Source organism: Halobacterium zhouii (assembly GCF_021249405.1).
Taxonomy (GTDB): domain Archaea; phylum Halobacteriota; class Halobacteria; order Halobacteriales; family Halobacteriaceae; genus Halobacterium; species Halobacterium zhouii.
In genome coordinates, this window is record NZ_CP089593.1 from 508,421 (window position 1) to 529,304 (window position 20,884).

22 protein-coding genes are annotated in these 20,884 nt (G+C 67.9%); 12 read left to right on the forward strand and 10 right to left on the reverse strand.

The window, feature by feature from the left end; genetic code table 11:
* Positions 1–31: 31 nt before the first annotated feature.
* Positions 32–1,315: a M48 family metallopeptidase gene (locus tag LT970_RS02535; protein WP_232687399.1), complete on the reverse strand. Its 1,284-nt coding sequence runs from the start codon at positions 1,313–1,315 to the stop codon at positions 32–34.
* 141 nt (positions 1,316–1,456) lie between these two features.
* On the opposite strand from LT970_RS02535, the gene LT970_RS02540 reads away from it, so the two are divergent.
* Positions 1,457–2,161 carry a phosphoglycerol geranylgeranyltransferase gene (locus tag LT970_RS02540; RefSeq protein ID WP_232687400.1) on the forward strand — a complete coding sequence of 235 codons (705 nt, stop codon included), beginning with the start codon at positions 1,457–1,459 and terminating at the stop codon, positions 2,159–2,161.
* 33 nt (positions 2,162–2,194) lie between these two features.
* Here the strand turns inward: LT970_RS02540 and LT970_RS02545 are convergent, their stop codons facing one another.
* Together LT970_RS02545 and LT970_RS02550 are read right to left on the reverse strand one after the other, a co-directional pair.
* On the reverse strand, positions 2,195–3,211 hold the full coding sequence (locus tag LT970_RS02545) for an ABC transporter permease (protein WP_232687401.1): 1,017 nt from the start codon (positions 3,209–3,211) through the stop codon (positions 2,195–2,197).
* Positions 3,208–4,209 (reverse strand): ABC transporter permease, encoded by a 1,002-nt coding sequence (locus LT970_RS02550; RefSeq protein ID WP_232687402.1) that lies wholly within the window; start codon positions 4,207–4,209, stop codon positions 3,208–3,210. Before LT970_RS02550 ends, LT970_RS02545 begins: the two co-directional genes overlap by 4 nt.
* A 103-nt stretch (positions 4,210–4,312) precedes the next feature.
* On the opposite strand from LT970_RS02550, the gene LT970_RS02555 reads away from it, so the two are divergent.
* The 5 genes from LT970_RS02555 to aspS all read left to right on the forward strand — a co-directional run bounded on the left by LT970_RS02555 (position 4,313) and on the right by aspS (position 10,789).
* Positions 4,313–5,485, forward strand: a complete 1,173-nt coding sequence (locus LT970_RS02555; RefSeq protein WP_232687403.1) for an ABC transporter permease — start codon at positions 4,313–4,315, stop codon at positions 5,483–5,485.
* A 377-nt stretch (positions 5,486–5,862) separates the two neighbouring features.
* Complete coding sequence (locus LT970_RS02560) at positions 5,863–7,056, forward strand: ABC transporter permease (RefSeq protein ID WP_232687404.1); 1,194 nt, start codon at positions 5,863–5,865, stop codon at positions 7,054–7,056.
* The gene (locus LT970_RS02565; RefSeq protein WP_232687405.1) at positions 7,057–8,061 is read left to right on the forward strand and encodes an ABC transporter ATP-binding protein; all 1,005 of its coding nucleotides are present in this window, start codon (positions 7,057–7,059) and stop codon (positions 8,059–8,061) included.
* Complete coding sequence (locus LT970_RS02570; RefSeq protein ID WP_232687406.1) at positions 8,054–9,376, forward strand: ABC transporter ATP-binding protein; 1,323 nt, start codon at positions 8,054–8,056, stop codon at positions 9,374–9,376. The genes LT970_RS02565 and LT970_RS02570 overlap by 8 nt, the downstream gene beginning before the upstream one ends.
* Positions 9,377–9,487: 111 nt before the next feature.
* Positions 9,488–10,789, forward strand: coding sequence for an aspartate--tRNA(Asn) ligase (aspS, locus tag LT970_RS02575; RefSeq protein ID WP_232687407.1), 1,302 nt, complete (start codon positions 9,488–9,490; stop codon positions 10,787–10,789).
* Here aspS and LT970_RS02580 read toward each other — a convergent pair whose 3' ends face one another.
* Positions 10,790–11,314, reverse strand: coding sequence for a PIN domain-containing protein (locus LT970_RS02580; RefSeq protein WP_232687408.1), 525 nt, complete (start codon positions 11,312–11,314; stop codon positions 10,790–10,792).
* Complete coding sequence (locus tag LT970_RS02585; protein ID WP_232687409.1) at positions 11,311–11,613, reverse strand: UPF0175 family protein; 303 nt, start codon at positions 11,611–11,613, stop codon at positions 11,311–11,313. Before LT970_RS02585 ends, LT970_RS02580 begins: the two co-directional genes overlap by 4 nt.
* Before the next feature lie 145 nt (positions 11,614–11,758).
* Here LT970_RS02585 and LT970_RS02590 point away from each other — a divergent pair, with 145 nt between their 5' ends.
* The 3 genes from LT970_RS02590 (at position 11,759) to LT970_RS02600 (ending at position 14,050) form a co-directional block, all read left to right on the forward strand.
* The gene (locus LT970_RS02590; RefSeq protein WP_232687410.1) at positions 11,759–12,358 is read left to right on the forward strand and encodes a hypothetical protein; all 600 of its coding nucleotides are present in this window, start codon (positions 11,759–11,761) and stop codon (positions 12,356–12,358) included.
* Positions 12,359–12,395: 37 nt separating this feature from the next.
* Entirely contained in the window at positions 12,396–13,238 is an 843-nt protein-coding gene (locus LT970_RS02595) for a pantoate kinase (RefSeq protein WP_232687411.1), read from the forward strand.
* A gap of 62 nt (positions 13,239–13,300) precedes the next feature.
* Entirely contained in the window at positions 13,301–14,050 is a 750-nt protein-coding gene (locus LT970_RS02600; protein ID WP_232687412.1) for a 4-phosphopantoate--beta-alanine ligase, read from the forward strand.
* 10 nt (positions 14,051–14,060) lie between these two features.
* Here the strand turns inward: LT970_RS02600 and LT970_RS02605 are convergent, their stop codons facing one another.
* The 4 genes from LT970_RS02605 to LT970_RS02620 all read right to left on the reverse strand — a co-directional run bounded on the left by LT970_RS02605 (position 14,061) and on the right by LT970_RS02620 (position 17,022).
* Complete coding sequence (locus tag LT970_RS02605) at positions 14,061–14,963, reverse strand: thiamine-phosphate synthase family protein (protein ID WP_232687413.1); 903 nt, start codon at positions 14,961–14,963, stop codon at positions 14,061–14,063.
* Between the two features lie 25 nt (positions 14,964–14,988).
* On the reverse strand, positions 14,989–15,576 hold the full coding sequence (gene dcd / locus LT970_RS02610; protein WP_232687414.1) for a dCTP deaminase: 588 nt from the start codon (positions 15,574–15,576) through the stop codon (positions 14,989–14,991).
* Between the two features lie 76 nt (positions 15,577–15,652).
* A complete protein-coding gene (locus LT970_RS02615) occupies positions 15,653–16,267 on the reverse strand; it encodes a YIP1 family protein (RefSeq protein ID WP_232687415.1) in 615 nt (204 codons plus the stop codon).
* Between the two features lie 134 nt (positions 16,268–16,401).
* Positions 16,402–17,022 (reverse strand): YIP1 family protein, encoded by a 621-nt coding sequence (locus LT970_RS02620; RefSeq protein ID WP_232687416.1) that lies wholly within the window; start codon positions 17,020–17,022, stop codon positions 16,402–16,404.
* Between the two features lie 80 nt (positions 17,023–17,102).
* Here LT970_RS02620 and pth2 point away from each other — a divergent pair, with 80 nt between their 5' ends.
* From pth2 to LT970_RS02635, 3 genes are all read left to right on the forward strand, one after another.
* A complete protein-coding gene (pth2, locus tag LT970_RS02625) occupies positions 17,103–17,441 on the forward strand; it encodes a peptidyl-tRNA hydrolase Pth2 (protein WP_232687417.1) in 339 nt (112 codons plus the stop codon).
* Position 17,442: 1 nt separating this feature from the next.
* On the forward strand, positions 17,443–18,870 hold the full coding sequence (truD, locus tag LT970_RS02630) for a tRNA pseudouridine(13) synthase TruD (protein WP_232687418.1): 1,428 nt from the start codon (positions 17,443–17,445) through the stop codon (positions 18,868–18,870).
* A 118-nt stretch (positions 18,871–18,988) separates the two neighbouring features.
* On the forward strand, positions 18,989–19,711 hold the full coding sequence (locus LT970_RS02635) for a DUF2103 domain-containing protein (RefSeq protein ID WP_232688669.1): 723 nt from the start codon (positions 18,989–18,991) through the stop codon (positions 19,709–19,711).
* Positions 19,712–19,714: 3 nt separating this feature from the next.
* Here the strand turns inward: LT970_RS02635 and LT970_RS02640 are convergent, their stop codons facing one another.
* On the reverse strand, positions 19,715–20,827 hold the full coding sequence (locus tag LT970_RS02640; RefSeq protein ID WP_232687419.1) for a DHH family phosphoesterase: 1,113 nt from the start codon (positions 20,825–20,827) through the stop codon (positions 19,715–19,717).
* Positions 20,828–20,884: the final 57 nt, after the last annotated feature.

The following is a 20,884-nucleotide window of genomic DNA, read 5'->3' on the forward strand; positions in this document are numbered from 1 at the left end:
TGCAAGTTCTTTGTGGAGGGGTGGCACGCGGTCAGGCAGGAGCCCCTTCGTCCGCGGGCGAATCGCCGTCCATCGGCTCTTTTTCGGTGAGGTACCGGATGCGTTCAGGGACGGGTGGGTGCTGGTAGTGGAACGTCTCGTACAGCGGGTGCGGGAACGGGTTGCCGAGGTTCTCGCTGGTGAGGTCCGCGAGCGCGTCGGCGAGCGCGCCACCGCTGCCCATCACGTCGACGGCGAACGCGTCGGCCTCGCGTTCGTTCGCGAGCCAGAGTTTGTTCTCGATGGGGGAGGTGAGTCGGCTCAGCGGCTGGAGCCAGAGGCCAGCGAGCAACAGCCCTGCGGCGGCCTGCTGGGGCACGCCGAACATCTCGTACAGCCACGCCGACTCCACGAGGAACTGCGCGACGAACAGCAGCACGGCGACCTGCACCGCGCTCGCGGCGAGGTTCTGCCAGATGTGCCCTTTCTTCCAGTGCGCGAGTTCGTGGGCGAGCACGCTCTGGACCTCCTCGTCGTCCATCTGTTCGACGAGCGTGTCGAACAGCACGACGCGCTTCGTACGCCCGAACCCCGTGAAGAACGCGTTCGAGTGGCCCGAGCGGGAACTCGCGTCCATCACGTACACCTGGTCGCAGGTGAAGCCCGCGCGCTCGAAGACGTCCTCTACGGCGTCCCGCAACTCGCCGTCCTCGACCGGGTCGAAGTCGTAGAACAGCGGCATCACGACCCGGGGGACGAGCACCTGCGTGGCGAGCAGGAACGCGACGACGACGCCGGTGGCGGCGAGCCACCACCACCCGGGGAACTGGTCGACGACGAGCAGGACGGCACCACCGAGAATCGCGGTGAAGACGGCGGCGACCGCGGTGCCGACGAGCGTGTCTCGCACGAAGAGCCGGGGGGACTGTTCGTTGAACCCGAACGCGTCCTCGATTCCGAACGTGTCGAACGCGTCGAACGGCAGCGAAAGGATCTGGAGGCCGAGGACGGCGCCGACGAACAGCGCGACGCCCGCGAGCAGGTCGTTCGCGAGCGTGGCGAACGTCCACTCGACGGCAGCGCCAAACAGCCCCGAGTAGAGGACGAGGAGGACGACGCCCACTGTGACGACGCTCTCGAGTTGCGACGCCGCGGTGCCGAGTCGGTGATAGTCGAGCAGTCGGTCGGGGTCCTCGACCCCGACAGTGTCCGCGAGCCAGTCCGCGCGCTCTCTCACTTCGGATTCGGCGTACCGCACGTTCAGCGCCGCGAGCACGGCGAAGAAGGCGGTGGTCCCGACGACCAGGACGAGGAACAGCGCGTGCTGGAGTAACATACGGTGGCGGTACGGACACCCACGGGAAAGGCGTGTCGGAGGTGTGAACCGCGCGGCGCGCGTCGTCGCCGGTCGTCCACCGAACGGGGAGAACTCGCCGCATCGAAGAGGTTTTGACCGCCCACTCGGAACCGGAGAGGTATGATTGCTCCGTGGGACGACTGGGACCACGTACTGAAGGTGGACCCGGACAAGTCACTCGTCGACGGCGAGACGTTCGACGACGTGATGGAGACCGGGACGGACGCCATCGAGGTCGGTGGCACACTTGACGTGACGGCGGAGAAGATGGAGCGCGTCATCGACGCGTGCCGCGAACACGACGTGCCGCTGTACCAGGAACCGTCGAACCCCGCCGTCGTCGTCGAGAACGATGCGCTCGACGGCTACCTCGTGCCGGTAGTGATGAACGCCGGTGACCCGTTCTGGATCACGGGCGCGCACAAGGAGTGGGCGCGCATCGCCGAACTGGACTGGGAGCGCACCGCGACGGAGGCGTACATCGTGTTGAATCCGGAGGCGAGCGTCGCGGAGTACACCGACGCGGACTGCGACCTGGACGCCGATGACGTCGCTGCGTACGCGACGGTGGCAGAGCGGATGTTCGGTCAAGACGTCGTCTACGTCGAGTATTCGGGAATGCTCGGCGACCCGGACGTGGTCGGCGCGGCCCACGACGCCCTCGAGGATGCGACGCTGTTCTACGGCGGCGGCATCCACGACTACGACGACGCCTACGAGATGGGTGAACGAGCGGACACCATCGTCGTCGGGGATTTGCTCCACGACGAGGGCGTGGACGCGGTGCGCGAAACCGTCGAGGGCGTCCGAGACGCCCACGACTGAGCGTCGGCACGGCGGCCAGTTTTCGACGCGCGGCTACGTTCCGGCACCGATTCGCGGGTCGAGGTAGCCGTACAGCAGGTCCTGGACGTAACTCGCCAGCACGCCGCCGAGCGCGAGCGCGAGCGAACTCGCGATGATGAGAGACATGTCCCGCGTGCGCACGGCAATCATGTTGATGGCGGCGAGCCCCTCGATGCCGAACACCGACTCGATGACGTAGATGTTCAACAGCACGACCACGAGCAGTTCGGACAGCGACGCCGAGACGATGGGCACCGCCGCGTTCCGCAGGACGTGCCTGGCGACGCGGAGGTTTCCGGCGCCCTTCGCGCGGTGGAGTTTCGCGAGTTCACCGCCGTCGCGGTCGAGGTACGCGGTGCGCACGTACCGGAGTTGCCACCCGATCAGTGACAGCGCGAACACGGCCGCGGGCACGAGGAACCGCCACGGCTTCCACGTCGGCCAGAGGCCGCTGTTCGGGGAGGTGACGCGACCCATGATGTAGAACGGCGGCCCCCGCCACTGCAGGAGATTTACCCAGTCGAAATCGAGTGGCAGTTTCCAGAACACGAGGAAGGCGGCGATGAACACCGGCACGCCGACCGCGGCGTACGAACCCACGCGGACCACCCAGTCGGGGGTGCTGTTGGGGAACGCGCCGGAGATAGTGCCGAAGAGGGTGCCGAGCAACACGGCCAGCAGCACCGCTGGTATCGTGTAGAAGGCGGTCCGCTGGATGGCCGGCCACAGCACCTCCGAGACGGGCGCGCGCATAGACGTCGACTGCCCGAAGTCGAGCGTGGTGACGTCAGCGAGCCAGTCGGCGTACCGGACGGCCATCGAGTCGTCGAGCCCCCGCTCTGCCTCGTAGTGCTCGATGAAGTCGTTTATCTCCTCCTGGCTCGCGCCGTGGCGTTCCATCTGTGCGATGGTCGCCTGTTTGTTGGTGTCCGGCGTGAACGCGACGATGGCGAACGTCGCGGTCAGGACGAGGTAGACGGTCAGCAACGCGAACAGGGTTCGCCGGGTGACGTACGCAGCGAAGTTCACGCCGACTCACCCCCCTGCTCGATTCTGGGGTCGAGGTAGCCGTGTAACACGTCCTGGAAGAAGTTCCCGACGATGCCGACGAACACCAGCACCATCGTGGTGCCGAGGATGAGCGCCATGTCGCGGTTCTCGACGGCGTAGAGGCTGAGTGCTCCGACTCCCGGAATCCCGAACACGGTCTCGATGACGTAGACGTTCAACATCAGCACCGCGATGACCTCGGAGAGGGACATCGAGAGGATGGGAATCGCGGCGTTCCGCAGGACGTGGCGGGCGGTCTGAAGGCGCCCTGACCCCTTCGCGTACAGGAGTTTCACGAAGTCAGCGTTGACGTGCTCGAGTGATTCCGCGCGTGCGTGCTGGAGTAGTCCAGCGAGCAGGCCGAGCGAGAGGACGAACGTCGGGAGCGCGTACCGGAGCGGGTGACTGAACTGCCAGGTGCTCCCGATGGTCGCGCTCGCTTGCGGGACGACCGCTCTCGGGACCAGCCAGGGGTAGTTGTACCACTGGTCGAGGAAGTTCACGAGCCAGAACGACGGGATTCCCATCGCGGCGTACGCGACGAGGCGCGACCCCCGGTCGGTGGCGGAGTTACGGTTGAGGGCGTCGAACAGACCGCCGAGCACGCCCAGCGAGAGCGTGAGGAGGAACGAGGGGACGACGTACGCGAGCGTGTACGGCAGGCGATTCGCCACCACGTCAGTCACGGGTCTGTTGCCGAGCGAGGCTGTTTCACCCCAGTCGAGGGTGGCGATTCCGACGACCCACTTGCCGTACCGCTCGACGAGCGAACCCGTCATGCCGTGCTCCTTCCGGAATTCGGATTTGAACTGCTCGATCTCCGCGTCGGACGCTCCCGACCGCTCCATCATCGCGAGCTCTCCCTGGAGTTGCGGGTTCGGGGTGAGCGCGACGACGCCGAACGTGAGCGTCACGACGAGCAACGCGGCGAACACCGCGAAGGCGAACCGCCGAGTGACGAACGCTGCGAAACTCACGGTACACCACCGCTCTGCGGGGAGGAGGGACGCGTGCAGGGCATTACCAGGTGGATAGCTGACAATCAACAATTATAAGGTTTTCGTTGCATCGTACCTTCCTGTGCCCTCCACTCGGCTGAACGACGCCACCTTCCTCGAGGTGGACTGGACCGAAATCGAGGACGGACACCGCATCAGCAGGCGAACTGTCGGGTTCGCGCTGGCGTTGCTCGCGGTCGCCGCGCTGTTCGTGTACGACCACGTGTTCGTGACCGGCGCCATCGTCGGCACCTGGGACGTCACCCGCGTCGACTGGCTGTTCGGCGTCTCGCTCGTCGTCTGCGCCCGATACGTCGGGGTTCCGCTGGCCACCAACTGGGACCGGACGAAGCGGTACGCCGCGCGGATCGCTGACGACCCGTTCGCCGCCAGCGCGTTCGTGTTCTTCGGGGTGTTCTTCGTAGTCGCGCTGGTCGGCCCCGAGGTGTACGGTATGGCGCTCTCGGACCTCTCCCGGGAGTACCAGCCGCCGGTGTTCGCCGCCGTCGACGCGAGCGCGTACTCCCACTACGACTGCATCGGTCGGCTGGCGAACGGCTACTGCCACGGCTCCTGGGAGTACCCGCTCGGGACCACTTCGATGGGCGAACCCGTCCTCGAGATGCTCGTCTACGGGATGCGGACCATCCTCGAGGTCGCGCTCTCCGTCACGGTCATCATGGGCGTCGTGGCCACCGCGGTGGGCACCACCGCGGGCTACCTCGGCGGGTGGGTCGACGACGTGTTGATGGGGTACGTCGACGTCCAGCAGACCATCCCCGCCGTCGTCGTCTACCTCGTCGTCGCCACGATGGTGCTGCGGGACAAGAGCGTCTTCGTGCTCGCCATCTTCTTCGGCCTGCTGGACTGGGGTGGCATCGCGCGCCTGGTGCGCAGCGAGACGCTGAAACGTCGGTCGTCGGGGTACGTCCGTGCAGCACGGGCTTCCGGCGCCAGCGACTACCACGTCATCCGCCGGCACCTCGTGCCGAACGCGACGGCGACGCTCTCGACCAGCCTCTCCCGTCGCATTCCGGTCCTCATCCTCACGCAGGTCGGCCTCGCCTTCCTGATGTTGACCGGGACCACGATGCGCTCGCTCGGGGAGATGATCCGGCGCGGTATCCACACCACCAACTGGCTCCACCACTGGTGGACCTCGGCCACCGCAGTCGTGTTCATCGTGCTGGTCGTACTCGCCTGTAACGTCGTCGGGGACGCGCTCCGGGACGCCCTCGACCCGAAGGGCTCGTAGTCACGAGCCAATCTGCGGGTCGAGGTAGCCGTACAGCAGGCCCTGGACGTAACTCGCGAGAATGCCACCGAACGCCAGACCAGCGACGACCCGATGATGAGCGGCATGTCCCGGAGTTCCTCCTCGGACGCTCGTTCGTACTACGACGCGGCCGAGAGCTGGCCGCCGAGGTGCGTGTTTGGGTGAGCGCGACGGCGCCGGACGTCAACGACACGACGAGGTACGCCGTCGGGAGCGCGAACAACGTCCTGCGAGCGCCGTCACCGACGAATTTCACTGGGAACAGCCCGGGGCGTTCGTGGAGGGCGTGGCTAGCGGCATCTGTCACCAAGATAACCACTCACAAAGTTTTATAAAGATTGGTCATAATCCAGCGGATGAGTTACATGCCCTCCACGGAACGGACCGACGCGCTGTTCACTCGCGTACGTTGGAGTGAACAGACCGGCAGTGGACTCGACGCCCGGCTACGGACGGTCGGGTTCGTCGTTGCGCTGACTGCGCTCGCTGCCGCCTTCGCATACGACTACGTCGTCGAACCAGCATCGCTCATTCACCACTGGGACGTCAGCCGGATGGACTGGCTGTTCTTCCTGGCCTGCGTCCTCTTCGCACGGTACGGGGTCGTCCCGCTCGCCGCCGACCGCGAGCGCTCGTCGAGCAACCTCCGGGCGTTCCTCTCGCGGCCCGCCGGCGTGCTGAGCCTCGGTTACGTGCTCACGTTCTGCCTGCTCGGCCTGCTCGGCCCGGAGGTGTTCGGGATGGCCACCACGAACCTCTACCACGATCTCCAGCCACCCGTGTTCACGAGCGTCAACACCTGGGGCGTCTACGGCTACGAGTGCCTCGGGGCGACCAGCGGAGACCTCTGTTACGGTTCCTGGCAGTACCCCCTCGGGACCACGCAGTCCGGCGAGGGAATGGCGAAGATGCTGATGTACGGCGCACGCATCGCCCTCAAACTCTCACTCGCCGCGGCGATGATCATGGTCGTCGCGGCCACCGCCGTGGGCACCACCGCTGGCTACTTCGGCGGGTGGATCGACGACGTGTTGATGCGGTACGTCGACGTCCAGCAGACCATCCCCGCCATCGTCGTGTACATCATTCTGGGCACGATGTTCCTCGGGAAAGGACTGTTCACGCTCGCGCTCGTCTTCGGCCTGCTGGACTGGGGAGGCATCGCGCGTCTGGTGCGCAGCGAGACGCTGAAACGCCGGTCGTCGGGGTACGTGCGGGCGGCACAGGCCGCGGGGGCGAGTGACCTCCACGTCATCCGCCGGCACGTCATTCCGAACTCCACGGCGACCGTCGTCACCGCGCTCACGCGCCAGATTCCGCTGCTCATCCTGGCGCAGATAGCGCTCGCGTACCTCAAACTCAACACCGTCGCGCTGCGGTCCCTCGGTGGCGTGCTCCGGCGCGGCCTCACGGGCCGGTTCATGACCTGGACCCAGAAGTGGTGGGTCGTGGTCTCGGTCACGGTGTTCCTGGCGGTGACGGTCGTGGCGTTCAACGTCTTCGGGGACGTCGCCCGCGACGTACTAGACCCCAGTGAGGAGGTGGCGTAGATGGCAGACCCCATCCTCTCCGTGCGCGACCTCCACACCCAGTTCCACACCGACGAAGGGACGGTCCACGCCGTCGACGGCGTGAGCTTCGACGTCGAACCCGGCGAGACGGTCTGTCTCGTCGGCGAATCCGGCTCCGGGAAGACCGTCGCCTGCGAGTCTATCACGAAACTCATCCCGACGCCGCCCGGCGAGATCGCGGGCGGCGACGTGCATTTCGACGGCGAGAACCTCGCGGAACTCTCCTCGAAGGAACTCGAAGAGTACCGCGGCGGCCGCATCGGGCACGTGTTCCAGAACCCGCAGGGCGCTCTCGACCCGGTCTACACAGTGGGCGAGCAACTCGTGGAAGCCATTCGGCTCCATCGGGACGTCCCGAAGTCGGCGGCCCGAGAACGCGCGGTCGGGTTGCTCGACCGCGTCGGCATCGGCGACGTGCGAGAACGCATCGACGACTACCCCCACCAGTTCTCCGGCGGGATGAAACAGCGCGTCGTCATCGCGATGGCGCTGGCCTGCGACCCGGACCTGCTCATCGCGGACGAACCCACTACCGCGCTCGACGTCACCATCCAGGCCCAGGTGCTCCGCCTGCTGGACGAACTCCAGGACGAGCGCGGGATGGCGATGCTGTTCGTCACCCACGACCTCGGCGTGGTCGCGGAAATCGCCGACCGAGTCGTCGTGATGTACGCGGGGAAGGTGATGGAGACCGGCGACGTCTACCAGGTGTTCGAGAATCCCTCCCATCCGTACACGCGGGCGCTCCTGAAGTGCCTGCCCGGCCGGGGCGACGCCCTCGAAACCATCGGCGGGTCACTTCCGAACCCGACGGACCCGCCCTCTGGGTGTCGCTTCCACCCGCGATGCCCGCACGCAGTCCCCGAATGCGAGGCGGGAGACCAGCCAGAATTCGAGGACGTCGGTGGCGAACACGACGTCTCCTGTGTACTGCACGGAACCGACCACGACGTTCCTTCCGCCATGGAGGCAGACGATGACTGAGGACGCGACTCCCGCCGACCGAAACGAGGACGCGATACTCTCCGTTCGAGATCTGGAGAAGCATTACCCCGTCCGTTCGGGCCTGCTGCGGCGCGTGACCGGCCACGTGAAGGCCGTCGACGGCGTGAGCTTCGACGTCCGCGAGGGCGAGACGGTCGGCCTCGTCGGCGAGTCCGGCTGTGGGAAGTCGACGACGGCGACCAGCCTGCTCCGCCTCGAGGAGCCGACTGGCGGCGAGGTGTTCTTCGAGGGTGAGGACATCACGGAGTACGACAAGACCGAACAGAAGGAGTTCCGGCGGCGCGCCCAGATGGTGTTCCAGGACCCGAACTCCGCGTTCGACCCGCGCATGACCGTCGGCGAGTCCGTCTCGGAACCGCTCGCCATCCACGGGTTGCGGGACGACGAACGCCAGGAGGAGATCGTCTCGGACCTCCTCGAGCGGGTCGGCCTCTCCGCGGAGGACGCCGACCGCTACCCCCACGAGTTCTCCGGCGGGCAGAAACAGCGCATCGCGCTCGCTCGGTCGCTCGTCCTCAACCCCGACCTGCTCGTCGCCGACGAACCCGTGAGCGCGCTCGACGTGAGCGTGCAGGCCGAGATCCTTTCCCTGCTGGACGAACTTCAGGCGGAACTCGGCCTGTCGATGCTCCTCATCAGCCACGACCTCGGCGTCGTGCGACAGATCTGTGACCGCGTCGGCGTGATGTACCTCGGCGAAATCGTGGAGGTCGGAACCACCGAGGAACTGTTCGAGGACCCCCAGCACCCGTACACGGAGGCGCTGCTCGCGTCCATCCCCGAACCCAACCCCCGGCAGCGCGGCGACGCGGTCGAACTCACGGGCGACGTCCCCGACCCGTCGAACCCGCCGACGGGGTGTTCGTTCCACCCGCGCTGCCCGCGCGTCATCCCGCCCGAGGCCTACGACTTCGAGGACGGCGAGTACCGATCCGTGCTCGACCTCCGCCTCGCTGTGGAGGGCGCCGACGTGGACCTCGAACTGCACGACGACGAGGCCGACCTGCGCGAGGCGTTCGGCGTCCCGGCGACGCTGAGCGACCCGGACGCAGAGGCCGTGCTCTCGGACGCCATCGAGGACGTGGTAGCAGCCGGCGAGCAAGCCGAGAACGACCCCGCCGACGAACAGGCCTACGAACACGCGGTCGAACGCCTTCGAGAGGCATTCACGTCCGTCTGCGAGCGCGAGAAGCCGTCACTACAGGACACCGACGCCGGTCACCCGGCGGCCTGCCACCTCGGCGGCATCGACGCGGAGACGTCCGTTTCGGAACTCACCGGGGCCCAGGACTGACGACAGCGACGCCACGGTGGCAGTAGCGACGCCGCGGGCAACCAGCGCTCGCCGACTGCCCGCGGGCACGAAATGAATCCGTTTAAGGCCGGTCCTCGTCAACTGCGAGGCATGGACGACCGAACCCTCACAGCGGACGCCGAACCCGGTGACCGCGCGACGGTCGCTGGCTGGGTGCACGAGGTGCGTGACCTCGGCGGCATCGCGTTCCTGATTCTCCGAGACAAGAGCGGGAAGATTCAGGTCAAATTCGAGAAGGACGAGATGGACGACGACCTCGTGGAGACGGGACTGAACGTCCACCGCGAGTCCGTCGTCACTGTGACCGGCGACGTCGAGGAAGAGGAGCGCGCGCCGACCGGCGTCGAGGTCACGCCGGAATCCATCGAGGTGCTCGCGGAGGCCGACCCCCAGCTGCCACTGGACCCCACCGGGAAGGTCGACTCGGACCTCTCGACGCGACTCGACAACCGCACGCTGGACGTCCGGAGCGAGGAGACGAAGGCCGTTTTCGAGATCCGCGCCGAGGTCCTGCGCGCGGTACGCGAGTACTTCCGGAGCGTCGGCTCCACGGAGATCAACACGCCGAAGATCGTTGCCACCGGCACCGAGGGCGGCACGGAGCTGTTCCCAATCACGTACTTCGGCGAGGAGGCGTTCATGAACCAGAGCCCGCAGCTGTTCAAGCAGCTGATGGTCGGCTCCGGCCTGGAGCGCGTCTTCGAGATCGGCCCGATCTTCCGCGCGGAAGAGCACAACACGCCCCGCCACCTGAACGAGGCGACGATGATCGACTTCGAGTCCGCGTTCATCGACCACGAGGAGGCGATGGACGTCTGCGAGGGCACGCTGAAGGCCGCGTACGCGGCGGTCGAGGAGCACTGTCAGGACGAACTCGAGACGCTCGGCCTCGCCGACGAGTTCGAGGCGCCCACGGGAGAGTTCCCGCGGCTCACCTACGAGGAGGCCATCGAGCGCATCAACGCGACGGGCGAACTCGACGAGCAACTCGTCTGGGGCGACGACCTTCCGACGGAAGGCGAGAAGGCGCTGGGCGACGACGTCGGCGGCCACTACTTCGTCACGGATTGGCCGAGCGAGATCAAGCCGTTCTACATCCAGGACCACGAGGACGGCGAGCTCTCGAAGGGCTTCGACCTGATGCACCCGCGCATGGAACTCGTCTCCGGCGGGCAGCGCGAACACCGCTACCCCGAACTCGTCGCCGGCTTCGAACAGCAGGGTCTCGACCCCGACCAGTTCGAGTACTACACGAAGATGTTCAAGTACGGCATGCCGCCCCACGCCGGGTGGGCGTACGGCGTCGAGCGCCTCGTGATGACGATGCTCGACCTCGACAACATCCGGGAAGCAGTGCTGTTCCCGCGAGACAGGCAGCGGTTGAGCCCCTAGTTAGTTTCCGCCTGCCCCGTCTATCAGTTCGTACGCCTTCTCGCGCAGTTCGCCGGTCATGTGGAGGCCGTGGCTGTCGATTTCTCGAATCAAGTCTTTGGCGTCGTCGGCGTCCATGCCCTCGTGAACGGCGCGCACGACGACGCCCACGGTTCCAGTTACGGTCGCACCGAGACCGCGAGCGACCGTCCGAACGCGGCGGTCGTCGGAGACGACCGCAGTAGATTGGTCGGCGGTTTGCCGGTGGAGTACGCCAGCGATGACCTGTACGTCACCGTTGACCCGGTCGTCACCGAGCACGTCCTGGGCGTGGAGTAACTTGGTTCGGGGAACATCGTCAGTGGCCAGGCAGTTGCTGTCCCCGAGGAACGCCGAAGCGTTCGTGTTTGCGGGTTCGGTCGTCACCTCGTCGATAACGGCGGCAGGAACCACGATGTCACCATCGAAATTGGCGAGCAGTTGTATTTCGCCGACCGTCCCGAGTGCGATAAGCGTGGTTGCGTCCACCAGAACCACGTCACTCATACGTCGAGTGCAGCGTCGGCGTCCGACTCGACATCCTCGGGTGAGAGCTGCGTGGTGAGGTTGTGCTCACGGGCGATTTCGAGCCACTCGCCGAGGCTCACGTCCGCGATCCGGGCGGCCTCGTTCACCGACACGTCGCCGGACTGGTAGCGCTCGACGGCGACCCGAATGCGGATGTCCGTGAGCCCCTCCGCGAGCGCTTTGCGGATGGTCGCGCTCTTGTCCTCGCCGAGGAGGGCTGCAACCTCCGCGAGCGCTTCCTCCTCGTCGTCCGAGATGCGGGCGCTGATCGACACCATGTATACAGTGTATTAGTCCGTAAACGCACTTGAAGTTTCGCGTGGGAGTTGTCCCTCTGCGACCACTCTCACCGGGTCGGTCGCGTCCGGACCTGGTAACCTCCCTGTCAGCCGACTTTTGCGCGTTCCAGTCCACCAGTTTGGTATGGACCAGATCCGCGACGACGTGATCGACACGGTGCAGAACCACTGGGAGCGACTGCTCGTCGACGACTTCGTCGAGATCGTCGAGCGACACCACGCCGACGACGAGCACGGTGTCGAGTACGACCTCGTCGAGGAGTACTTCGACGACCTGGCGGCGCGAGCGGATTTCGACGTCGGGCCGATGCGCGAGCAGTTCGAGGAGCGCCTCACCGACGACCAGTCGTTCGCCGACGAGCACGCGGTCTACGAGGTAGGCGAGGACCGCGTGAGCGCCTACCCCCTGGAGTTCCACGAGGCCCTCGACGAGGGCGGGTCGCTCGCGGATCTGGTCGCCGCGATGACGGCGTCGATGGACGACACGGCCGGGAGCGCGGCCGCGGCTGGCGTACCGGAGGACGGCGTTGTCAACGCGGGGAGTGCCATCCTCGGAACCGACCGCACGGAGATCCGCACCCGACTCGAGGACCTCGCTTCGGAGGGGGAACTCGAGATCGAGGCCTCCCAGCACCCGCGCAGCGGCGTGTCGCTCGCGGAGGACGCCGACGTCGAGGAGGAGGGCCTGGACAGACCGGAGTCAGACGACCGGTCGTCCGAATAGCACAGCCTTACGTGCCTCTGCCGTCGAACTGGGGGTGATGAGCGACGGCGACGCGGCGACGGCGTTCGCACCCGGGCACGTGACGGGGTTCTTCAGCGTTTCTCGGGGCGATGCTCCGGCGCGAACCGGGTCGCGTGGCGCGGGTGTGACGCTCGCCGACGGCGTGACGACGCGGGTGATGCCGAGCGACGAGACGACGGTCCGATTGAACGGGCGGGAACTCGACGTGGAGAGTGCACGCCGCGTGCTGGACGCACTCGACGTGACGGCGACCGTGGACGCGGAGACGGACCTCCCGCTGGGCGCGGGGTTCGGCGTCTCCGGCGCCATGGCGCTCGGCACCGCGCTCGCCGCGAACGCCGCGTTCGAGCACGCGCGCCACGGGCATTCGGAGAACGACCTGATTCGGGCTGCGCACGTCGCGGAGGTCGAGGCCGGTTCCGGCCTCGGGGACGTGGTCGCGCAGGCCAGGGGCGGCATCCCCATTCGCGTCGAACCCGGCGCGCCGCCGCACGGCGAACTCGACGGCGTGCCAGCGACGAGTCGCATCGAGTACCTCTCGTTCGGCGGTCTGTCGACGAGCGACGTCATCGGCGGGGACACCGACGCCCTGTCGGCGGCGGGCGAACGCGCGCTGGCCGAACTCCGCGACCGCCCGACGCTCCCAGCGTTCTTTCGACTGTCCCGCGAGTTCTCGCGCGAGGCTGGTCTGCTCGACGGCGAGGTCGCCGAGGCCGTCGAGGCGGTCACCGAATCGGGCGGCGAGGCGGCGATGGCGATGCTCGGGCGGACGGTGTTCGCGCTCGGAACGGGACTCTCGGACGCCGGCTACGACCCGGAGGTGTCCTCGGTACACCCGGCGGGCGCGACGCTCCGGTAGCGCAGGCGCAGGACACCGCCGAAAACGGGCGATTTTTGCGCAGCGGGTGAACACGTACTGGCATGACCGAGATTCCCGAGGACCACCCGCGTCGGGACTCGCTGGTGACCCGTCACCGCATCGAGGACGGCGTGGACGCGGGCATCACGAGCAGGCAGGGGCTCATCGCGCAGGGCCGCGGGGAGGCCTACGACTACCTGCTCGGCGAGGAGACGATTCCGTCGGCGGACGACGCGACGCGCGCGGCGGCCGCCCACCTGCTGCTCGCCGACCACCCCGTGCTCTCCGTGAACGGGAACGTCGCGGCGCTCGTCCCGGGGGAGCTCGTCGAACTCGCGGACGCCACCGGCGCGGACCTGGAGGTGAACCTGTTCAACCGTACCGAGGAGCGCGTGGACGCCATCGTCGAGCACCTGCGCGAGCACGGCGCGACGGACGTGAAGGGCCAGGCCGCGGACGCCCGGATTCCGGGCCTGGAACACGAACGCGCGAAGGTGGACGCGGACGGCATCTACGAGGCGGACGTGGTGCTCGTCCCCCTGGAGGACGGCGACCGCGCGGAGGCGCTCGCGGAGATGGGGAAGACGGAACTGGTCGTCGACCTGAACCCGCTGTCGCGGTCCGCGCAGACTGCCGCGGTGCCGATTGTCGACAACATCGTTCGTGCGGTGCCGAACGTCACCCGGCACGCCCGCGAACTCGCGGACGCGTCCCGGGAGGAACTGGACGCCGTGGTGGACGCATTCGACCGCGAGACGGCCCTGGAGGACGCGGAGCAACGCATCCGCGATGGCGTCGACCGCGAGGCGTAGATTCCAGCGCCTACACCAGGTCGCGCGCCACTTCGGCGGCCTCGGGCGCGCTGTCCGCGAGCACGTAGACGATTGGTTCGACGCCGAAGCCACCGGTCTGGTAGAGCACGGTGGCGTCGGGGTTCGCCTCGATTGCGTCGCGCACGGCGTCCCCGGAGGGTTCGCCCTCGGGGTCGAACGCCGCGGTGACGTGCCCCGCGGCCTCGAGAACCGCGATGACGTCCTCGTCGTAGCGGACGTTCAGGCACGCACACGCGTCGCTGCCGCCCTCGCGCGCCGCGAGAAGGACGGTGGCGACGTGCTCGCTCACACCGAACTCGGGGTCGGCCGGAATCTCCGTCTGGCCGAGCACGTCCAGAATCCGGCCGGGAACGCCAGCGACGTCCTCGACGCCCTCGGCGTCGGGCGTGCACTCAACGAGGTTCGAGCCGACCGCGGGAATCAGCGTCGCGAACCCGCTGGCGTGCTCCAGCAGGCGGAGGCCGCGGCGCACCGACGAGAGCACGCGCTCGCGCACGCGGACCTCGCTCTCCGGGTCGTGCACGCGGAAGTCGCCGTCGTAGTCTGCGAGCGCCGGCATCGCGTCCTCGTGGAGGTCCGCGAGCACGTCGCCGCGCGCAGAGAGCCGACGGACCAGCACTTCGGCCTCGACGAGCGCCTGCACCTGGGAGACGTCGCCGCTGGCGAGGCCCTCGCCGATGCGCTCGACGGTTTCTTGGACGCGTTCGTCCTCGGCGACGCTGTCCCGGACCGTAACGTCGCCGTGGGCGTACTTCGACACCGCAGACTGGCTGACGCCGAGCAGGTCCGCGACCTCGTGCTGGGTGAGGCCGCGCTCCCGGAGGTCCGCCGCGAGCAGCGACCGAAAGGTCGGGAGGAACTCCTCGACGACGACCTCCTCGAGGAACTTCATCGCTCTCTCCCTCGTCTGGAACCACTCATTGGTCGCCCCCGAACTCCCGGTCACCGCGGATGCGGGAGGCCTGCGGGCCGTCCTGGTCCTGGTACTTCGAGCCACGCTCGCTCCCGTAGGGGCGGTCGGCGGGCGTGTGGAGTTCCGTAAACACGAGCTGGCTGATGCGCATGTCCGGCGTGAGCGCGACCGGTGCAGTGCCCAGGTTCGACAGCTCCAGGGTTATTTTCCCATTGAATCCGGGGTCAATAAAGCCTGCTGTGGCGTGCACAACGACGGCGAGGCGGCCGAGCGACGAACGACCCTCCACCTGCGCGACGAGGTCCGGCGGCACCTCCACGCGCTCCTTGGTCGTGCCGAGCACGAAGTCGCCCGGGTGGAGGATGAACTCCTCGCCTTCGTCGACGACCGTCTCGTTCACGTAGTCCTCGACCTCCTCCTCGCGGTTCGGGTGGATGCAGGGGATGTTCGCGCGCTCGAACTCCAGGAACCGCCGCCCGAGTCGCACGTCCACGCTCGCCGGCTGGACCTGCAGGTCGACGTCGTCGAGTGGTTCGACGACGAGGTCCCCGTCGGCGAGTCGGTCGAGGATGTCGCGGTCGGAGAGTATCATACCGGTGCGTGGGGCCGGGGGACCTAAAGCGTTCAGAACCCGACGACCCGCCGCCCGCGGTCTCCCCGGCGCCGCGCTACACGATGCTCAGCAGCCACCCGCCGAAGGCGACGACGCCGCCGACGAACCACGCGCTACCGGAGGCGTCCTCGAACTCCACTTCGAGGGCCTTCCCGTAGAAGTAGGTCTGCCAGACGGCCACGGCAAACCCGAGGAGCGCGCTGACGGCGCCGGTGGTGCCGAGGTTCGCCTGGAACGACTCGACGAACGCCTCGGGGGTGGAGAGCGAGGCGCCGTCGAGCGCGAGCGCGAGGAAGACGAACGCGACGAGCGTGGTAAGCGCCGTCGGCGCGGTCGCCCAGCCGGTGACGACCATCGTCTCGCCGAACGACCCGCTGTGGTTGACGAGAGCGCGAGCGAGCAGGTGGAGAACGCCGGCGACGAGCACCCAGCCGACGAGCATCGCGACGACCATGGCGACGAGCTGGCCGGCGAGCACGCCCCAGACGGCGCCGGCGGCCTCCGAGTGGCCGGCGGCGGCGAGGCGGTTGCTGAGCAGGACGCCGAAGCCGAGGAGCACCGCGACGAGCGCGAACGCGGTGACGCCCACGGCGGCCGCGGCGGGAGCGAGTCGGAATCCGCGCTGCTCGAAGTACGTTCGGGGGTGACGGAGGGGGGTGCGGGGAGCCATGTTCGCCGGTGAACGCCGTCGAACTATGATTCTAGGGGTTGGCTGCTTTACAGTTCGGCGACGGCCGCTCTTGCCGTCACGCGGTGCTGTTGTACTGGAACACAGTGACTGGGTCGGGGGAAAATCCGACAGTCCTACACCATACTGAGGGCCACGAGTGTGAATGCGACGACGAACGACCCGACCAGCGCACCCCGGAACGGCGAGTTGTGGCGTCCGTGGAGACCGTACCCCCAGACGTACGTCTGCCAGCACGCGGCGACCACGTCAAGGCCGATGACGATAACTCCGCCACTGCCGAGGACCGGGTTCTGGAGAGCTACGAGGGTCTGTCCCGTAGTGGCGTTCGAGTCCACGAGTAGCGCCCCCAGCACGACTGCGAACGCGATGGTGGTTGTCACCACCGTCGGTGGGAACCCCCACGCAGCGACACCGAACGTCTCCTCGAGTGTGTCGGCGCGTCCCTGATTGGTGACCATGACGACGAGGTGGAGCGCCGACGCGACGAGTACCCAGAGGATGAACGTCACGAGGAACGCCGCAAACGAAGCGGTGAGTGCGATTCCGTTCATCCGCCCTGCGGACACTGCGGCTCCGATGTCGGTGAAGACGAATCCCAGCAGGAGAGCGGAGACGAAGGTGACGAACGCAATCCCGGCGGCGGAGGCGGCGACGACACCGACCGCGCCTGTCCACGACGGTGTGTGGGTGGCGAAGTAGTCGTCCGGTCGAAGGAGTGCTCGTCTCAGTTCCATGGTCATACAGGTCGACAGCTGGACAAAACTGTGGCGGTGTGATGAGCAGGCCTTAGTCGGGGCGTCTCGTCCACCGAGCCATGAAACAGGTCATCGCCGCGCGAACCGACCTCGGGATGGGCCAGGGGAAACTCGCGGCGCAGGTCGCACACGCCTCGCTGAAGGCCTACGAGTTCACCGACGACCGCGCCCAGCGCCAGTGGAAAGACCAGGGGCAGACGAAGGTGGTCGTGAAGGTGGGGGGCGAGCAGGAACTGTACGCGGTCGCCGAGGAGGCGAAGGCCCAGGGGCTGCCGACGGCGATCATCTCGGACGCGGGGCGCACGCAACTGGAACCGGGGACGCCGACCGCCGTGGCCATCGGCCCCGCCGCGGACGCGGACGTCGACCAGATCACCGGCGACCTCTCGCTGTTCTGAGATGCGCGAGGCACACGAACTCGAGCGCGCGGTCGGGATGCAGTACTACGCCAGCGACAGCGACGGCACCGGCGGACGCCTGCGCGAGTCACCCGCAGACTTCCGCGTCACGGAACTCGAGGACTTCGACACGCATCCAGTGGACACCGACACCGGCGACTTCCCGTGGCTCGTCCTGCGTGCGACGCTCACCGGGTGGGACACGAACGACTTCGCGCGCGAACTCGCCAATCGCGTGGGGATGAGCCGCGAGCGCGTGGCGTGGGCAGGGACCAAGGACCGTCACGCGGTCACCACGCAGTTGTTCACGGTGCGCGACCTCGACCCCGAGGACGTCCCCGGAACGGCGGCCTCCGACGCCCCCGAGATATCGGATGCGGACGTCGAGGTGGTGGGTCGCGCCGGGCGCGGCCTCCAGTTCGGCGACCTCGCGGGCAACGAGTTCCGCGTTGTCGTTCGCGACCCCGAGCGTCCCGAGCAGGCCGACGCCGTGAGCGCGGACCTCGAAGCCTTCGCCGGGGGAACGCTCGGCGACTCGCGGGCGACGCCCGCTCGCGCAGACCGGGACGCGTGGCGTCCCGCGATTCCGAACTATTTCGGGCAGCAGCGATTCGGGAGCTATCGACCCGTCACCCACGAGGTCGGCCTCGCGATTCTCCGCGGCGACTGGGAGGGGGCGGCGATGGCGTACCTCGGGAATCCGAGCGAGCACGAACCAGAGGAGAGCCAGGCGGCCCGCGAGTTCGTCGCAGAGACCCGGAACTGGGCGGACGCACTCGAGGGCTTCCCGAATCACCTGCGCTACGAACGCACGATGCTCCACGAACTCGCGGACGGCGGGAGCTTCCGGGACGCCGTCGAGACGTTCCCCTCGAACCTCCAGCGCCTGTTCGTGAACGCCGCCCAGTCCTACGCGTTCAACCTGATGCTCGCAGCGCGGATGGAGCGGGGCCTTCCCTTCGACAGGCCCGTCGCGGGCGACGTCGTCTGGTTCGCGGAGGAGACCGACACCGCTCGCGCTGGTGGCGCGAGCGACCGTGACGCCTCCAGCGACTCCGGCGTGACCGTCGCACGCCCGGACCCCGGCCGCGAGCAGCGCGTCACCGAGTCCCGCGTGGACGTGATGGCGCGTCACTGCGAGCGCGGCCGGGCGTTCGTCACCGCGCCGCTCGTCGGCACCGACACCGAGCTCGCGGACGGCGAACCGGGCGAGATCGAGCGCGAGGTGCTCGACGACCTCGGTCTCGACCCCGCGGACTTCGACCTGCCCGGGGAGTTCGACTCCTCGGGCACGCGGCGCGCGATACTCCTGCGCCCCGACCTCACCGTCGAGTACGACCCCCTCACGTTCGAGTTCGCGCTCCCCTCGGGGAGTTACGCGACGGTCGTGTTGCGGGAGTACCTGAAGACGAGTCCGCTCGACCTCTGAGGCCGCGTCGCGTCTCGCGGTGCGACGCTCGGACGCGCCACCGAACGCGTCACAGAATCCCGCAATCACGTCGCTTTTGCGCGCGCACCTCCTTCCGCCGACCATGGCGTCTCCGGGCATGAAGTGTCGGCAGTGCGCGACTCCCCTCGAGAAGCCCGGGGACTACTGTCTCACCTGCGACACCGCGAACTGCGAGGCGGTCGTCGCGGCCTGCGAGCGCGACCACGCCACGCTCACGTTCCTCCGCGATGAGCGCGTGGTCGGGCGCACCGACGTCGCCACCATCCCCGAGGACGGCGGCGAGTCGGGCGTCGTCGAACTTCGGAACTTCGCGGGCCGCGTCGCGGACGAAATCCGCCGCAAGCGCCCGGAGGCCGTGTTCGTCGCGGGCGACCACGACGTCATCAACGCGGTGCGTGCAGACCTCCGCTACGAGGTGTTTCGCGTGCCCGCAGCGGACCCCGTCGAGGCCGTCCTGGAGCGCCGCGGCGAGCGCGAACTCGACGTCGTCGAGAAACCCGCCCTGGAGAAGATCGGCGGCACGCACTCCACGCTCATCGGGGACCGCGACGGCCAGCGCGCCGTGCGCACCGCCGCCGACCACCCGAACGTGAAGAAGGTGATCCCCGGCCCCATCGACGCCGGTGGCTCCGGGTCCCGAACGGGCGTCCGCGCGAAGGTCACGCGCGCCGACGACAACGGCAACCTCCGGTTGCTCGTGCGCGACGGCTCCAGCGTTCAGGAGAACCGCGTCGTCACCACGGCGAAAGACCGGGACACGGGCGAGCGCGTTCGCGTGGACCTGAACGACGCGCTCGTCGACGCCGACCTGCAGGAGTGAGTATCAGGCCTGTTCGAACGACGCGAACAGCGCCTTCCGCGTGCTCGCGTCGATGAGTTCGTCGAGTGTCTGCTGGTGGTCCGCGCTCACGCGACTGAACAGGCCTAGGGGCACGCGCGCGGTGGCGGCGTCGGCGTCGCCGCCGAGCCCCTCCGTCGTGTCGAAGGCCGTCGAGAGAACGTCCATTGCACTGGTTCGAACGTCGTCCGCGCGGCACGCGGTGACGACGGTGTCCTCGTGGACGCCGAACGCGGCGGCCGAGGAGACGCCGTCGAGACGGAGGAGCGTATCGGCTGCCTCCTCGAGGGCGCTCACCGCGGGGACGGTGCCGACGTTCGTGACCGCGAAACTCGCGCGCCGTTCACGATTCCCGATGGCTTCGCCGATGACGTCGAACGTCTCGCCGCTCATGCCGGGCGCGCGGAGCGCGTCGATGGTCCCCTGGTCGGCGAACTCCTGGAGGAAACTCGCGGCCTGGAAGTCCTCGCGGGAGCGCACGCGCCGGAACTCGCGGGTGCCAGCGCGGATGCCGTAGAGCAACGCGGTGGCGTCGTCCTGCTCGGGTTTGCGGTCGGTGCGCTGGATGAACCGCGCGACGATGGTGGACGTCGCACCGGCTTCGTTGCCCGCGACCACGAGCGAGTGGTCGACGGCGGCGGGGCGGTGGCGGATGACCGCGACCACGGGCGGCTGTTTCGCGAACGACGGGACGGTGCCGCCGCCGCCGACGGCGAGCGCGCCGTCGAAGTCGGTGAGGTTGCTGTCGTCGACGACGTCGAGCGTGAGGTTGAACAGGTTACAGAACGCCTTCGCGTCGTCGCTGGTCACCGTGCCTTCGGCGAACACGCGGGCCGAGACGCCCCACTCTTTGGCGAGTTCGCGGAGGCCGATGGAGGCGGCGAGCGCGTCGACGCTGGGGTTCTCCGGGACGACGAGCGCGACGGCCTCGAGGCCGGCGATAGTGTCACGTAGCTGGTCGAAGTCCTCGTCGCTCGCTTCGGCGCGTCGGCGGCGAACGACGGAGTTGACCGCGTACCCGCCGACGCCGCCGGCGAGAATGGTGCCGCCGACGAGGGCGAGCGTGGGTGCGGTGACCGAGCCGAGCTCGGGTAGCATTTGGCCGAGAATCCACGGCTATCGTTAAGTATGTTGTCCCAAACAGAGCCGATTGGT